Annotated in this window: 18 protein-coding genes; all 18 read right to left on the reverse strand. The window is 40.3% G+C overall.

Annotation, left to right across the window (positions count from 1 at the left end):
* Position 1 precedes the first annotated feature (1 nt).
* Positions 2 to 781, reverse strand: a complete 780-nt coding sequence (gene lolB1, locus AC13CS_RS14935) for a lipoprotein insertase outer membrane protein LolB1 (protein WP_293166409.1) — start codon at positions 779 to 781, stop codon at positions 2 to 4.
* Positions 781 to 1701, reverse strand: coding sequence for a hypothetical protein (locus AC13CS_RS14940; RefSeq protein ID WP_293166407.1), 921 nt, complete (start codon positions 1699 to 1701; stop codon positions 781 to 783). Before AC13CS_RS14940 ends, lolB1 begins: the two co-directional genes overlap by 1 nt.
* 11 nt (positions 1702 to 1712) lie before the next feature.
* On the reverse strand, positions 1713 to 2180 hold the full coding sequence (locus tag AC13CS_RS14945; protein WP_293166405.1) for a hypothetical protein: 468 nt from the start codon (positions 2178 to 2180) through the stop codon (positions 1713 to 1715).
* Positions 2181 to 2224: 44 nt separating this feature from the next.
* Entirely contained in the window at positions 2225 to 3241 is a 1017-nt protein-coding gene (locus tag AC13CS_RS14950; RefSeq protein WP_293166403.1) for a sugar phosphate nucleotidyltransferase, read from the reverse strand.
* An 87-nt stretch (positions 3242 to 3328) separates the two neighbouring features.
* Positions 3329 to 3763 carry a dUTP diphosphatase gene (gene dut, locus AC13CS_RS14955; RefSeq protein WP_293166401.1) on the reverse strand — a complete coding sequence of 145 codons (435 nt, stop codon included), beginning with the start codon at positions 3761 to 3763 and terminating at the stop codon, positions 3329 to 3331.
* On the reverse strand, positions 3753 to 5216 hold the full coding sequence (locus AC13CS_RS14960; protein WP_293166399.1) for an oligosaccharide flippase family protein: 1464 nt from the start codon (positions 5214 to 5216) through the stop codon (positions 3753 to 3755). Before AC13CS_RS14960 ends, dut begins: the two co-directional genes overlap by 11 nt.
* Before the next feature lie 204 nt (positions 5217 to 5420).
* Positions 5421 to 5996: a hypothetical protein gene (locus tag AC13CS_RS14965; protein ID WP_293166397.1), complete on the reverse strand. Its 576-nt coding sequence runs from the start codon at positions 5994 to 5996 to the stop codon at positions 5421 to 5423.
* Positions 5997 to 6039: 43 nt separating this feature from the next.
* Positions 6040 to 6585, reverse strand: coding sequence for a hypothetical protein (locus AC13CS_RS14970; RefSeq protein ID WP_482888854.1), 546 nt, complete (start codon positions 6583 to 6585; stop codon positions 6040 to 6042).
* Entirely contained in the window at positions 6578 to 8383 is a 1806-nt protein-coding gene (locus AC13CS_RS14975) for a hypothetical protein (protein WP_293166393.1), read from the reverse strand. The genes AC13CS_RS14970 and AC13CS_RS14975 overlap by 8 nt, the downstream gene beginning before the upstream one ends.
* A gap of 377 nt (positions 8384 to 8760) precedes the next feature.
* On the reverse strand, positions 8761 to 9621 hold the full coding sequence (gene atpG, locus AC13CS_RS14980; protein WP_293167258.1) for an ATP synthase F1 subunit gamma: 861 nt from the start codon (positions 9619 to 9621) through the stop codon (positions 8761 to 8763).
* Between the two features lie 76 nt (positions 9622 to 9697).
* Positions 9698 to 11278, reverse strand: coding sequence for a F0F1 ATP synthase subunit alpha (atpA, locus tag AC13CS_RS14985; protein ID WP_293166391.1), 1581 nt, complete (start codon positions 11276 to 11278; stop codon positions 9698 to 9700).
* 2 nt (positions 11279 to 11280) lie between these two features.
* The gene (gene atpH / locus AC13CS_RS14990) at positions 11281 to 11820 is read right to left on the reverse strand and encodes an ATP synthase F1 subunit delta (RefSeq protein WP_293166389.1); all 540 of its coding nucleotides are present in this window, start codon (positions 11818 to 11820) and stop codon (positions 11281 to 11283) included.
* A 4-nt stretch (positions 11821 to 11824) separates the two neighbouring features.
* Positions 11825 to 12325, reverse strand: coding sequence for a F0F1 ATP synthase subunit B (locus tag AC13CS_RS14995; protein ID WP_293166387.1), 501 nt, complete (start codon positions 12323 to 12325; stop codon positions 11825 to 11827).
* 94 nt (positions 12326 to 12419) lie between these two features.
* A complete protein-coding gene (gene atpE / locus AC13CS_RS15000) occupies positions 12420 to 12611 on the reverse strand; it encodes an ATP synthase F0 subunit C (protein WP_053970734.1) in 192 nt (63 codons plus the stop codon).
* A 37-nt stretch (positions 12612 to 12648) separates the two neighbouring features.
* The gene (gene atpB / locus AC13CS_RS15005; protein WP_293166378.1) at positions 12649 to 13788 is read right to left on the reverse strand and encodes a F0F1 ATP synthase subunit A; all 1140 of its coding nucleotides are present in this window, start codon (positions 13786 to 13788) and stop codon (positions 12649 to 12651) included.
* Between the two features lie 118 nt (positions 13789 to 13906).
* Complete coding sequence (locus tag AC13CS_RS15010) at positions 13907 to 14296, reverse strand: DUF6168 family protein (RefSeq protein WP_293166376.1); 390 nt, start codon at positions 14294 to 14296, stop codon at positions 13907 to 13909.
* Positions 14293 to 14523 (reverse strand): AtpZ/AtpI family protein, encoded by a 231-nt coding sequence (locus AC13CS_RS15015; RefSeq protein WP_293166374.1) that lies wholly within the window; start codon positions 14521 to 14523, stop codon positions 14293 to 14295. The genes AC13CS_RS15010 and AC13CS_RS15015 overlap by 4 nt, the downstream gene beginning before the upstream one ends.
* A complete protein-coding gene (locus AC13CS_RS15020) occupies positions 14501 to 14920 on the reverse strand; it encodes a polymer-forming cytoskeletal protein (protein WP_293166372.1) in 420 nt (139 codons plus the stop codon). The genes AC13CS_RS15015 and AC13CS_RS15020 overlap by 23 nt, the downstream gene beginning before the upstream one ends.
* Positions 14921 to 14930 lie beyond the last annotated feature (10 nt).

Here is a 14930-nt window from a genome sequence, read left to right on the forward strand (position 1 = left end):
ATTACTTTAATGTAATTTTATCATATCCCTTTGGTACTTTGTAGGGGAAATTCATGGATTTATTGATTTCTAAGTTGCGAAAGCTCAAATCTATCGTGGTTAAATCCCCAGCTTCTTCCGCTACGATCTTCACTTCATTGGGCAACACGTTTCCAGAAATATTCTGATAGGTATAATTTGCCTGCAATTGTCTCATTTTTTCTGGTTGGGAGATTTCTTGAGTTGCTATTTTAAAGTTTTTTGGCTCCAGTTGAAATAAAATTTTGAACAACTCCCTGGCCTTTTTTGGCTTTAGTTGGTAGTTGCCATTGTACACTTCAGAATTGAATCTTTCCTTTCTTAAATCCAAGACCGCATTTCCTAGAAGCAGGTTCTGTACTTTTTCAAAATCGAGTTCCGTTCCCAGCAAGTCACTTAAGTAACTAAAATCCCCATCAAAGTATTCGTTTTGCAATTTGTTGTAAAAGGAAACCTTGTTCGGGGTAATATGGGCTTTGACCACACCCAAGGGCGCGCTCATCCAGATGACGTTGTCTTTTTCCATACGGAGGCTGACGTTTACGCCCTGCGAATCATCTCCATTGGCATAATCAATCTTGACCCTGCCTCTCAATGTTTTAAATTTTGGCTGATTGGAGTAATGGGCATTGATGATATTCCTCGCCGACATTCTTGAATCCACTTCCCCTCCTGTAATTGACTTGGTACTCTTGCAGGATCCAAGGGTGAGAAGGAAAGCTATCAGCAAGGCGATTTTAGTTATGTTTTTATATGGGTGCATTATAATCCTGAATTGATTTTGTTCAAATATTCGTTTGCCTTTTGGGGATTTCCAATTTTGGAGTACCCTTCGGAAAGCTGTTTGTAGATTTTATTCTTCAACCCTTCATCATCCAATAGATAATCGAGTCCACTTTCCAAAACCTCTATGCCTTTGTTCGGATCTGCCGTGTTGTTCAATGCTGTCCCGTAGGCAAAATAAAAATAGGGCTGTAATGGATACCTGTCCAAAGCTTCTTTCGAAACATTCAATAACTCCTTAAAATCTGCTGCAGCAATCAGTTTTTCCATCTGTGATTTTAACTGGGCTACAGGGTCATCCAAAACTTCCACTTCTTTCTGGGGAATTGAAGTAATTTGTTCCTGTTTTCCTTTTTGGAGGGAGTCGTTTATTTTTTGGTTCAAGTCTGATTTTAATGGAGAGCTTTCCAGATCATCAAGCACTTTTAAGGCTTCCTCGTATTTCTTCATTTTAAAGAATGAGACGGCCATATTTTGCTTAAGTTTATTGTTTCCATAAGGTATTTGCTGTTTTACGTTTTCGATAGGGCTTCCCTGCTTGTCCAAAATAGTGAGCAAATTATCCAAATACCAATAATCGGTTGGTTCTGAAAGCAAGGCCTCAATAGCATAATCCTGCGCTTGTACATATTTCTTGTCGAGCATATAGGCCTTGGCCAGTTCATAGGCCACTACACTATTGTTCGGCTCCAGTTGTTTGCATTTTAGGAGCAAATCCACGGCCCTATCGTAGTTTTGGATACCTTTTTGCTTTAAGGCCTCAAAGAAGTTCTCTTGAAACTCATCGGTATATTCTTCGAGATAGACTTCGGCGCTTTCCTGTTCTTCTTGGGCAATGGCAATGCTCTGCGTAACCAAGAACACAGCCAAAATCAGCCTAAAAAGAAACTCTTTTTTCATTTTAACTCTACCTAATTAAAAACCTCATCCAACAATTGGAGCTTTAAATAGTTATGGTTCAAACTAACTATTTTATAAATACTGGCATATATTGGGCTTTGATTGTTTCCAAAATAGTATCCTCTGGTAAGTTGGTTACCCTCATAGTTTAAGGACCAAACCTCCTTTTTGGGTGAATCATTCCCAGAACTTATAGGTTCTGAACCACAAATCCAACCAGAATAGTTTTTTATCTGACTTGTACAGACCACAGAATCCAGACCTATTTTGAAAGTGTAAATTGTCTTCAAATCTTCTTTTGACAATGTTTTGGTAAAGCCTGGTTTTCTAAGTATTATTTGCTTTAAAGTAGATTCCTTATCGGAAATGACCCAATCATCAAAAAGAAAGTTCAGATTCACTTTTTCTTGGGCATAGGTATCACAATACATCACCATTGATGCTCCCAAAACCATCCAAACAAGAAGTTTCTTTTTCATAGTAATATCCTAAGTCCCCATCCAACTAAAAATCCATTCTAAAGTTATTCCAAAACGGAATAATCTCCAATACTAATGGTCTCAAAATTACCATTATAAACAACGTGATTGCCAATCATTGCATTGTCCAAGTTGGCGTTGCTTATTTTACTATTGCTCTGGATCAAACTATTTTTTACGGTTGAATTCTCTAAAACGGTATTCGCTCCAACCGAAACATAAGGTCCGACCGTTGTGTTTTTAAGCACTACGTTCTCGCCAATAAAACAAGGCTCTATAATATTCGCATTTTCCTGTTTTACGGAATCGGCAATCATGTTTTCACCCTCATTTTCCAGAAAGCCCAGCATACGCTGATTGGTTTCCACGGTCACATTTTTATTGCCACAGTCCATCCACTCATCCACTTTACCAGGAACAAATTTCATGCCCTTTTCCATCATCCGTTTTATGCCATCATTGATTTGGTATTCGCCACCATGGGTAATGTCGTTGTCCAACACATGTTGTAATTCATTTTTTAGCACACCAACGTCCTTAAAGTAATAAATACCGATTACAGCAAGGTCGGAAACAAACTCTTGTGGTTTCTCGACCAACTCGACGATTTCCTTGCTTCCATTTAGTTTTACCACTCCATAAGCTTCCGGTTGCTCCACTTGTTTTACCCAAATAACACTGTCGGCCGATTTATCCAAATCAAAATCGGCTCGAATCAAGGTGTCGGCATAGGCAATTACGGCAGGTCCACTCAAAGATTCTTTGGCACTCATTATGGCGTGTCCCGTTCCAAGCGGTTTGTCCTGTCTGTAAATGGAACCTTTGGCCCCCAATTCACTTGCCAGTTCCATTAAGCTTTCCACAACATCATCGCCAAAAAAGGCCGGGTCGCCGAGAATAAAAGCGACTTCCTCAATGGGTTCTCCCAATACCTTGGCAATATCGCTCACCAATCGGTGCACAATCGGCTTGCCCGCAACGGGAATCAATGGTTTTGGAACTGTTAATGTATGCGGTCTTAATCGGGATCCTCTTCCCGCCATGGGTACGATTATTTTCATATGTCACACACCTGCCTACGCAGGTGTCTTTTAAAGGTTATAATTTATTCAACAGGGTCTCGACTGCGCTCGACCTGACATTCTTCTCTATTTGGTGCCAGTGCTTCCAAATCCGCCCTCGCCCCTATCGGTATCCGAAAGGGTTTCGACTTCTTCCCACTCGGCACGTTCGTGCTTTGCGATAACCAATTGGGCGATACGTTCCCCATTTTCGATGGTAAAGTCTTCATTGGACAGGTTCACCAAGATTACCCCAACGTTTCCACGATAATCGGCATCAATAGTGCCTGGAGCATTTAAAACGGTGACGCCTTTTTTGGCGGCGAGTCCGCTACGTGGCCGTACTTGTGCTTCGTAACCCACGGGAAGCTCCATAAAAAGTCCTGTTGGGACAATGGCCCTTTCCAAGGGTTTTAAAGTTATGGGTGATTCAATATCCGCTCGTAAATCCATACCTGCCGAAGCAAGCGTCTCGTAATGTGGCAACTTGTGGCCCGATTTGTTGATGATCTTAATCTTCACGTCTTAATAATATGCTTCGTAATTTATCTCCTTCCATCTTATACACTAACCCCAAAAATAACAAAAACAGTATGCTGCCGGCTATTAAATTTCTATTAAAAACATAGAATGATAGTATTGAAAATATGAGTGATACGGAAAGGTAGAAGACTATCTTCCGCATGTTGTAGGGAACGGGGTAGTATTTTTTTCCAAAATGATAGGACAAAAGCATCATACTACCATAGGCCGCCAAAGTGGCCAGAGCGGATGCCATATACCCAATTTTTGGAATAAGGCTTATATTGATGACCAAGGTAATGATTGCCCCCACGGATGAAATATAGGCCCCGAACTTGGTCCGGTCGGTTACCTTGTACCAAACGGACAGGTTGTGGTAGATGCCCAAACAGAAACTGGCCAAAAGTATAATGGGAACCACGTCCAAGGCTTCCCAAAAAGCGGCATCGCGCACCAATAGTTTTTTCAAGGGATCTATAAATACCATCACTCCCAAAAAGATAAGGCTGCCCATAATCACAAAATAGTTGGTAATCTGGGCATAGGCTTTCTTTGGATTTTCAGTGTTCGCATGACTAAAAAAGAAAGGCTCCACCCCTAATCGGAAGGCGGTGCCGAACAGCGTCATGAACACGGCCAATTTATAGCAAGCGGAATACTTTCCGATTTCTGCCTTGGCAACGTTTTCGGGCAATAATCGATCTAAAAGAATACGGTCAAAAACCTCGTTTACCGTAAATGCAAGCCCAGCTACCATAATGGGGAGGGAATATTTGAGCATTTCCTTCCATAAACGTTTATCAAAGCTATATTTAGTGTCAAAATAAATACCGCTCACCCACAAAAAGGCCACGCCGCTGGAAATCACGTTGGCGATAAATACATATTCAATCTGAAAATTTTCTTTGTAGATTTCCGCCCAAAACGACGACCCATTTTCCGCCAATCTCGGCAATATGGTCAAGAAAAAAATATTCAACAGCAAATTCATCGCCACACTGTTCACTTTTACAATTGAATATCGAAGTGGTCGCTCCTTTGCCCTGAGCCAAGCAAAGGGAACAATGGCCAATGCATCTAGAACGAGAATTAAGATGATATAAATTATCAGTGACGCTTTAACATCTATTAGCGAAGCAAAGGTTTCTTTGAAAATCAGCGATCCTGCAAAAAAGGCCAAGGAGGATATCAGCAATGAAATCAACGAAGTTGAAATCACGTTCTCCTTATTGGAATACTTATTGAAAAAACGGAAAAAAGCCGTTTCCATACCGTAAGCAAGCACCACATTAAAAATGGCAAACCACGAGAAGATAACTGAAATCTCACCATAGGTTTCGGGGTTCATTACCGATGTATATAAGGGCACCAACAAAAAAGAGAGCACCCGCGGCAATACCGTGGCCAAACCATAGATAAATGTTTGTTTAAAAAGCCTTTTTAATGGGTTCAATAGGTGTTGCTTCTTTAAAAACCTTGATTAGGTGGCTACAAGTTACGCAAAAGCCTTTAGTCGTAATGTCAAGAAAAACAAAAAGGCCACCGAAATGGTGGCCTCCAATTATATAGAAATATTGTAATTCTAATTGTTCAACGCTTGAGCTATTGAATATGTAGCACTAGGCGAGCTACGAAGCCTGTATGTACTAACTAATATTTAATATACGCTAATATAATATTCACAATTCAATATCCACTTTCCATCTTCCTTATTTAGAAAATGGTGTTTTTCACCTTCCCTGCTTATGTTTATAAGTATTACTGCATTAACCAAACTCTTATCATAAATCGGGTTTGAGAAACTAAAAATTTGTTTGCCCATAAGTTCATTGGCCTCTTTCATAGATATGTTTTTACCCAGCTTTTCACGACTAATATAACTTACTTCATTATAAGTGATTTTTGATCTATCCCACGTTTTTAATCTAAAGGTGGTTTTGTTTAATTTCACTTTGCCTTCAATATAGCGCATTGCACACGGGTCAGAATTGTAGCCCTCATCATTCAATACTTTTTGGCCGTTCATGTGACTGTTGAAGTCTTCTATTGCCAGTCCTACTGTTTCTTCTATTATAACATAAGGTTTGTTGGGATTTTTATAATCATTAAGAGTTGTGTTAATGATTCCATATGTTTCATTTACCAAAATTTCTTCTTTGGGCAATGCCTTGCAAGCAATAAATAAGAATAGACTAATCACAAGGAGTACCAAGTGGATTTGCCTAGTTTTCATAAGGTGAAGATTCAGAATATATTAATTGAATAATTTAATTCAGCTAATGAAAAGCAATATAGACTTCACACTTTACCTCCCAACCATAAGGCCTCTTCTCCAAATAGTAGATGATTTGCCCCGTATTAATATGATTTAATAGTACCAAAGCTTTATCAATTTTTTTGTTAAAAACCGGGACTGACAATTTTAAACGATGGTCTAATCTTTTAATCTCTGAGGTTTCTTTTTTGATTACTTTTTTTGTTTCCAATTTACTAATATCCCATTCTAAAATTCCTTTTATCTCTTTTTGAGTATTAGCAAAATCAAAATTTTTATAAATCGAATCAGCACATTCTGGTATGTTTAAATTAGCCTCTTTTTGAATTTGGAAATTATCAATATGCTTTTTAAAATCTTTAATTTCGAAAGTATCTACCTTTTGATATAGAATTATGGTGTCTTTATCTTGCCTTTTTAAATATTCAAGTTTAGTTTCAATTAAATAGTTTATAGAAACTTTAGCTACTTTATATGCCTCACCTACAATATAGGTGTTAGGCTTAATCGCCTTGCAACTAAAACAAACTATAATGATACTAATCACATATAGTCCCTTTGGGATTTGCCGAGTTTTCATAAGGCAAAGATTCTGAATTAATTAATTGTATTATATTTTGTCTTTCCAGAGTTCCTTCTGGATATAGTAGCTCAAAAGTACCTGTGTCAGTTAACCCATTCCAAGCAAGTTTGTCTAAATATTCTCTAAGTCCATCATAATTATTGTTATCAATTGTATTGAAACTAAGAAAATCACTTGGAGAATAACCGCTGTTAATTGCCCATTCATATAAGGCATCAGCGATATAGCCTACTAAGTTTTGCATATACTCATGGTGGTCGCCTCCAAAAGAAGCTTGGTGAATTGTAAAATCTTCAACCAGTTGAGCATACGATTCATTTTCGGATTGAAACGAACCTGCTTGATAAAAATAAAACAACAAGGCATGGACACTTTCGTGAATGGTTATAGATGCAATATCAATATCAGTAGAAACATCTAAGCGTTCTGTATTTATAGTTATTAAATAATGAAATGGGGTGCCATTCTGTACAGTTGTGTATCCTCCCCAAAAAATGTCATCTAAATCATCTGCTTGGATTGTAATACTTGGCTTAACATCGCTATTAAATATATCCATTACCAAATCAGTAACTGGTGAATTGGCCGCAAGGGCATCTTTAATTATGTCAGCCTGACATGGATAGTCCTCCAAAAGATAAATAATCTTCTCCTCAAAATCCACTTCATTGTCGCCGTGCTGTAGGGCATTAATTGCTTCAGATACAAATGGGTCATTACAACTGTTCTCGTAGATGTATTTTCCCAAGTCTTCCATGGTATCTTGGGGAATGTTGTAATTGTTTCCAAAAAGGCCCAAACAAAGTTCGGCGGTCTGTACATAGTCTACAGGAGGGTTTACGGGAACTATTTCCTCTTCAACATCATTGTTGGGTGTTCCCCCTCCATTTACGGGACCATCATTGATCGGCCCATCTTCGATGCCCCAGTTATCATCAACATCCCCATCATAGTTTTCATTGTTTCCCCCATCGTTGCCACCTCCGTTTTCTCCGTGCACAACATTGCCAGAACACTGAACATTATATTCAGTTATGGAATACACATTGCCATTGGAGTCAACGCACCCTCTTGTCCTTACACATTTTCCAATACCATCTGGGTTAAAGTACACCCAATCCTCACATCCAGAAATAGGACTTGAGGATCCGTTCCCTTCCATTCCAAAATTTCCGTTATTGGATCCAAAACACCATACAAGACTTATCTCATATCCGACTATATTCCATAAACAATTGTTGGCCAATAGCATTTTGGATGTAAAATTCTCTACTAAATTTTCCAGCCCCAATGCTTCCGCATCTATAGGAACTATGGAAATAATATAATTTTGCCATTCCCCTTCAAAAAAGATGTACTTGTAACTATAAAGATAAAATTTGAACGTCTCCCCGTCTTTTTTATAGATTACTAGATTTTCAAAATCCGCTTCTGGATACACAGGAGTTTCAGTTCTAAAGCTGTACGATTTTGAGTTGCTCGTGGTCAATTCAACAATATCCTTGGTCAAAACTGTGAAAGAGCCGTCGGTAGTTTTGAGTTTGGATGTGTGATTTGTTGTTTTGTTGACATCCAGCAACTTGTCTATCTTTCCTAAAGGTTTTTTTAAGGATTCTTTTTGATTAAGCTCCTCCAGGGTCAATGTCTGTATATTCACAACATTTTTATGGTGAGGGGGGCTCAATGGAGCATCATCCTTTTCGCAGTTCCATGCCAAGAGGGCCAATAGCATTACGGGCAGTAGGTTTTTCAGTTGTTTCATTCTTGTCAAGTTTTAGATATTAAAAGATTTGGGGAAATCTTTAAAAAATTAATGCAACACACCGCATACGGCCGCTCTGGACGTACACTTTTGCTGCACTCGACAAGTAATGGGGATTGCGTTGGGCTAAACTAATAACTTTATTCGACTTAGGGCTGGACAAAAACCTTAAAAAAACTGGAGTTTTTCCACAATTACTTTGAAAATCGGCTAAAAAAGGCACAAAAAAAGGCCACCGAATTTGGTAGCCTTTCATTATATAAAAATATTGTAATCTAATTGTTCAACGCTTCCGTTATTGAATATTTAGCCTCACTTTAGTTCGGCTTAATTGTTCAACGTCTCTGTTGGAAAATTTGACCTCATCTTCATTCGGTTTAATTGTTCAACGCTTCCGCTCCACCAACAATCTCAAGGATTTCGTTGGTAATCGCTGCTTGACGGGCTTTGTTATAGGTCAATTTCAACTCATCCCTAAGTTCGGCGGCATTATCGGTTGCTTTGTGCATCGCCGTCATACGCGCACCGTGCTCACTCGCAAAAGAATCCCTAAGAGCTTTGAACAATTGTGTCTTCAAGGATTTAGGAATCAATTCCTTAACGATTTCTTCTTTGGACGGCTCAAAAATATAATCCGCCGCAATGGCTTCCTCTCCTTCTGCGCCAACGATGGGCAAAAACTGTTCGGTCATCACAATTTGCGTAGCGGCATTCTTGAACTTGTTGTACACCAATTCAATTTTGTCGTAATCACCTTTGGTGAACAAACGCATCAACAATTCAGCGATTTCCGCAACGTTGTCAAAGGTCAAATCATCGTACACCTTGCTTTGGTCACCCAATATGGTATGTCTTTTACGAAGGATGTCGTTTCCCTTTTTGCCAATGGTGTAGAAATCAACTTGTTTTCCCGGATACTTGTTGGACACCAAATTGTTGCTCTGCTTGATGATGTTGGAGTTGAATCCACCACAAAGACCTCTATTCGAAGTGATGGCAACAACCAAAACTTTGTTCACGGGTCTTTTGTCAGCGTATTCGCTTCCTCCGTCTCCTTCCAAACTGGCACTAAGCCCTTGCAAAAGCTCGGTAAGCTTGTCCGAATAGGGACGCATGGCCGTGATGGCATCCTGGGCTTTTTTCAACTTTGCAGCGGAAACCATTTTCATGGCACTGGTAATCTGCATCGTTGAAGAGATGGATGTTATCCTGTTCCGTATTTCCTTTAGATTCGCCATATGCTTCTTTGTCATTCCGCACTTGATGCGGAATCTTTTTGGTTATGGATTCCCGTTTTCACGGGAATGACAATTGTTATGCCTTGTATTTACTTGAAAGATCCTTGCAAACAGCCGTCAATGTTTCGGTCACCTCGTCGGTCAATTTACCTGCTTTAAGGGTATCCAACACATCTCTGTGCTTTGCGTTCAAGAATTCCAAGTAATCCTTTTCAAACTCCTTTATCTTGTTCACAGGAACATCGCGCAACAGGTTTTTGGAACCTGCAAAGATGATGGCAACCTGATCCTCAACTGTAAATGGGTCGTTCTGGCCCTGTTTCAAGATCTCTACGTTCCTACGTCCTTTTTCAATAACGTTCAAGGTAGCGGCATCCAAATCAGAACCGAACTTGGCAAAAGCTTCCAATTCACGGAACTGGGCTTGGTCCAGTTTCAAAGTACCTGCTACTTTCTTCATCGACTTGATCTGGGCATTACCTCCAACACGTGATACGGAGATACCTACGTTGATCGCAGGACGAACCCCTTGGTTGAACAAGTCCTGCTCCAAGAATATCTGACCATCGGTAATGGAAATTACATTGGTCGGGATATAGGCGGATACGTCACCTGCCTGTGTTTCAATAATTGGTAGAGCTGTCAAAGAACCTCCTCCTTTTACCATGGGTTTCAACACCTCTGGTAGGTCGTTCATGTTCTTTGCGATTTCATCGTCGGCAATGACCTTGGCGGCGCGCTCCAATAATCTTGAGTGCAAGAAGAAAACGTCACCAGGATATGCTTCACGTCCCGGGGGTCTTCTCAAAAGCAAGGATACCTCACGATAAGCAACGGCTTGTTTTGATAAATCATCATAGATGATCAAGGCCGGACGACCTGTATCCCTAAAATACTCCCCGATAGCTGCACCGGCAAACGGAGCATATACCTGCATTGGAGCAGGGTCGGAAGCGTTGGCTGCCACAATGGTGGTATAGGCCAATGCCCCTTTTTCTTCCAAAGTATTGGCGATGGCGGCTACGGTTGATGCTTTTTGTCCTATGGCCACATAGATACAATACACCGGTTCACCGGCATCGTAAAATTCTTTTTGGTTTAGGATGGTATCGATACAAACGGTGGTTTTACCGGTTTGCTTATCACCGATTACCAACTCCCTTTGTCCACGACCAACCGGAATCATGGCATCGATTGCCTTGATACCTGTTTGCAATGGCTCGTTTACAGGCTGTCTAAAAATTACTCCAGGAGCTTTGCGTTCCAAGGGCATTTCGTAGGTTTCACCAGAAATAGGTCCTTTACCATCAATAGGTTTGCCCAAGGTGTCCACCACACGGCCAACAATTCCTTCACCTACGTTGATGGAGGCTATACGCTCGGTTCTCTTAACGGTGGCGCCTTCCACGACCTCTTTCGATGGGCCCAACAATACAACACCTACGTTGTCCTCCTCTAGGTTCAAAACGATTCCCTGCATTCCGCCGTCAAACTCCACCAATTCCCCGTATTGAACATTGGCAAGTCCATACACACGGGCAATACCATCACCTACTTGTAATACGGTGCCTACTTCATCCAAAGAAGCGGATGCTTCGAAACCTGATAACTGTTTTTTCAAAATTGCTGATACCTCAGCGGCTTTTACTCCTGCCATTTTTATAGACTATTTGTAAATTCTCTTTTTAATCCGTTCAATTTGTTAGCGATGCTCGCATCGTATTGGGTATCTCCCACCCTTAGTACAAATCCTCCGATGATGCTCTCATCGATTTTATTTTCCAGGGTAATCGTATTGCCCGTTGCCTTGGTAATGGTAGCCAAGATTTTCTTTTCCAGCTCAGCGGTCAATGGAACTGCCGTGGTCACATAAGCTACTTCTTCACCCTTCAATTTCTCGTGAAGAATGATGTATTTGAAGGCAACTTCCTGTAGCATGGCAATACGCTTGTTGCTTATCAAGGTTTGAAGAAGGCCTTTGGTAATCTCGTTGGCATCTTTAAAGATTTCCAACAAACTGTTCTTCTTCACTTCTGATTTTATGATGGGGCTTTCCAAAAGGTGCTGAAGCTCCTCACTCCCGGAAATGGTCGCAGCTATCTCCCGCATGTTTTTTTCAACGGCATCTGCCGCTTTCTTTTCCAATGCGAAATCCAAGGTTGCTTTTGCGTAGCGTATGGCTGCCCTGTTCTGGTTCATGCTCTTAGTTCAGTTTAATGTCTCCCAACATGTCCTCAACCAACTTTTGTTGTTTGCCTTTTTGGGAAAGTTCTTCTTTAATCACTTTTTCTGCAATTTCAAGGGAAAGGCTAGCTACCTGTGCCTTAATATCGGCAACGGCGGCTTTCTTTTCACTTTCTATAGTGGCTTGTGCCTGCTTGATCATCTTATCGCCTTCGACTTGCGCTTGTTCTTTGGCTTCGGAAATAATGCTGGCCTTTATATCCCTTGCCTCTTTTAGCAAAACATCTCTTTCAGCTCTGGCTTCTTTTAAAAGTCTTTCGCTGTCTGCAGTAACGTTCTGCATTTCTTTTTTTGCAGCTTCGGCAGCTTCAAGAGCATCTTTAATACCTTCTTCACGCTTTTCAACAGCACCAAGAATTGGTTTCCAAGCATATTTCCTCAACAAGAACAAAAGGGCCACAAAAAGCAACAATTGCCAGAAAAACAACCCAAATGAAAACTGTTCGATTAACTTTTCCATTTATCTTAACTATTAAATCTTTTAACTATATCATTTTAAATCAATGAAGGGCCATAGCCAACCGCTATGGCCTTCATCAATACTGTTACGGTTATTAAGCTGCAAAAAGAGCGGCGAAACCGATACCTTCAATAAGGGCTGCTGCAATCAACATTGCTGTTTGGATCTTACCAGAAGCTTCAGGTTGACGAGCAATGGCTTCCATTGCCTGACCACCGATTCTACCGATACCCAATCCTGCTCCGATTACGATCAAACCAGCACCTACGATGTTTGGAATTGTCATGATATATGAATTTAAATATTAAACGTTCTACTCTTAATTAATGATGATCTTCTTCTACCGCCATACCAAAATATAGGGCGGACAACATGGTAAAAATATATGCCTGTAATGCGGCCACCAGCAATTCCAACAAAGAAAGTGCAAAGGCCAATAAAAAGGACAACGGGCTTCCTATCCAGTTCTTAAAAATGAACATAAGTCCGATAATACTCATCAATACTACGTGACCCGCAGTAATGTTGGCGTACAAACGAATCATCAATGAAAATGGCTTGATGAACGTTCCCAACAATTCGATGGGTGCCAATATAATTTTCATGGGAACGGGTACACCTGGCATCCAGAAAATGTGTTTCCAGTAATTCTTGTTCCCTGTAAATGTTGTGATAAGATAAGTGATCATTGCCAAGGCAAAAGTAACGGCAATGTTGTTGGTGACATTCACTCCTAACGGCGTCAACCCCAACAGGTTGATGATCCACACAAAAAAGAATACCGTCAACAAGTAACTCATGTACTTTTTGTGTTTGTGCTCACCTATGTTTGGAATTGCAATCTCATCGCGAACAAAAAGTACCAAAGGCTCCAAAAATCTTCCCAAGCCTCTTGGCATAGTACTCTTTTGGTACCTTTTAGCCATTGATCGGAATACCAAAAACATTAAAAGTGATACGGCAATAATAAAGACAACATTCTTGGTAATCGAAAAATCCAATGGTTTCTCATTGGTAGGGTGTGCGTCATCCACCACTAAATCTTCTCCAAAAGCATCTTCCGTGTGGGTTTCGTCACCGTGGTGTCCACCAAAATTGATAGTCCCCTCGGCATCCGTCTTATAAATTTTATTGTGATAAAGTGCGTAATAATTTCCATCTACCTCGGCCACGGCTTCCCCGTGCTCGAACTCCGAAGAAAGAAAAACTTTAAGTCCATTGTCCCAAAGAATCACAGGAAGCGGAAATCCAATATATTTATGCTCTCCCTCATCTGTTGTATATGACAAAAGGTTGAAATCATGAGAATCCAGAAGGTGGTGGTCTATGTATTCCTTAATCTGGGTCTTTAAATCGTGGGCACCGGTTTCAACTTCTTCTCCCTCATGGTTTTGGGCCGATACAAATCCCGCAATCAAAAAAATTACGGCAACTAATTTTTTACTGAAAAAAGAATATCGCATATGATCCGACTATGGGTCCTCAAAAATTGGTGCAAAAATACATTCCTCCTTCAAAAGAAAAAAGCTTTTTTGAGTATTATTTTTTTCTTTGCTTTTTCGGGTTGATTTCACCGCTTTGTTACACAGTATTAAGCAGTTTCACCAAAAAGAAGGTTTCCAGGGCAAGTGCATATCCGTACGGAACAAAAAACGCAAGGAACTCCAAACGCTCCAATGCACCGTCTTGATTAAAGGCAGGGTATAGAAAAATGAAGAAAAGTGCAAATTTTAAAAGACTGCCTCCCAAAAAAAAGAAACCAAGCAAATCCCGGTATTTGTTCCTAAAGATGTAAATGGCAAAAAATACGATCAAGGCCATTATTGCGTTGAGCACATAGTTCTTTGCAAGTTGAAAAGAAGAAGGGTCATGACCATTGTTTTCCAAAAGCCAAGATTGGGAAAAGAAAGAAACAAATAACCCCACAAACAGAGTTAAAATAAAAACAATCGGGTAAGACCTGATTTTCAATCGTTGATTTTTTTCAGTTGTTGAGTCACCAAATATATGGAAATCGCAACGGCCACTATTGTACAGATGGGCAAGAACACTTTTTCGGTATCAAAATGGCCGTCGAGCCACTTTCCGCCCCACACGCCCAAATAAATAACAACGCCCATTTGAATGGCCGAACCAGACAAACGGGCTGCTGTGTTTATTGTTTTTTTATGTTTGTTAGGAGGCTTTTGCTGGCTCATTTTTCTTTATGGACTCCGGTTTGGTAGCTGTAGCACCTGCTTTGCCCATGGTACAGGCAGCATTAAATGTAGCTCCGGGCTCCACTGCCAATTTTGCCACGCTTACGGTACCCTCAATAGTTGCAGAGGATTTTAAGGAAAGTAAATCCTTCACAATAAGTTCTCCATTAAACCGCCCTTCAATATCTGCATTCACACATTCTACTTTTCCGTTGATGTAGCCATCTTTTCCTATAACCACTTTGCCGGATGTGGTAACATCGCCTTCCAATTTGCCATCTATCCTAAAATCGGCTTCGGAGGTAATCTCGCCCTTAATTTTGGTGTTTTTTTCAATTCTATTGGGCTGTCCGCCAAATTCATTCATAGGTCGAGGTTTTTTGTTGTCAGAAAACATTGTGTTCTAG

This window comes from Flagellimonas sp. B-3, assembly GCF_056857835.1.

Excerpts from the sequence above, each read along its gene's own strand:
- AC13CS_RS14975 (WP_293166393.1), bottom strand. The coding sequence starts at position 8,383 with ATGAAACAACTGAAAAACCTACTGCCCGTAATGCTATTGGCCCTCTTG.
- AC13CS_RS14965 (WP_293166397.1), bottom strand. The coding sequence starts at position 5,996 with ATGAAAACTAGGCAAATCCACTTGGTACTCCTTGTGATTAGTCTATTC.
- atpB (WP_293166378.1), bottom strand. The coding sequence starts at position 13,788 with ATGCGATATTCTTTTTTCAGTAAAAAATTAGTTGCCGTAATTTTTTTG.
- atpG (WP_293167258.1), bottom strand. The coding sequence starts at position 9,621 with ATGGCGAATCTAAAGGAAATACGGAACAGGATAACATCCATCTCTTCA.
- AC13CS_RS15020 (WP_293166372.1), bottom strand. The coding sequence starts at position 14,920 with ATGTTTTCTGACAACAAAAAACCTCGACCTATGAATGAATTTGGCGGA.
- atpH (WP_293166389.1), bottom strand. The coding sequence starts at position 11,820 with ATGAACCAGAACAGGGCAGCCATACGCTACGCAAAAGCAACCTTGGAT.
- AC13CS_RS14945 (WP_293166405.1), bottom strand. The coding sequence starts at position 2,180 with ATGAAAAAGAAACTTCTTGTTTGGATGGTTTTGGGAGCATCAATGGTG.
- lolB1 (WP_293166409.1), bottom strand. The coding sequence starts at position 781 with ATGCACCCATATAAAAACATAACTAAAATCGCCTTGCTGATAGCTTTC.
- AC13CS_RS14940 (WP_293166407.1), bottom strand. The coding sequence starts at position 1,701 with ATGAAAAAAGAGTTTCTTTTTAGGCTGATTTTGGCTGTGTTCTTGGTT.
- atpE (WP_053970734.1), bottom strand. The coding sequence starts at position 12,611 with ATGACAATTCCAAACATCGTAGGTGCTGGTTTGATCGTAATCGGAGCA.
- AC13CS_RS14995 (WP_293166387.1), bottom strand. The coding sequence starts at position 12,325 with ATGGAAAAGTTAATCGAACAGTTTTCATTTGGGTTGTTTTTCTGGCAA.
- AC13CS_RS15015 (WP_293166374.1), bottom strand. The coding sequence starts at position 14,523 with ATGAGCCAGCAAAAGCCTCCTAACAAACATAAAAAAACAATAAACACA.
- atpA (WP_293166391.1), bottom strand. The coding sequence starts at position 11,278 with ATGGCAGGAGTAAAAGCCGCTGAGGTATCAGCAATTTTGAAAAAACAG.
- AC13CS_RS14950 (WP_293166403.1), bottom strand. The coding sequence starts at position 3,241 with ATGAAAATAATCGTACCCATGGCGGGAAGAGGATCCCGATTAAGACCG.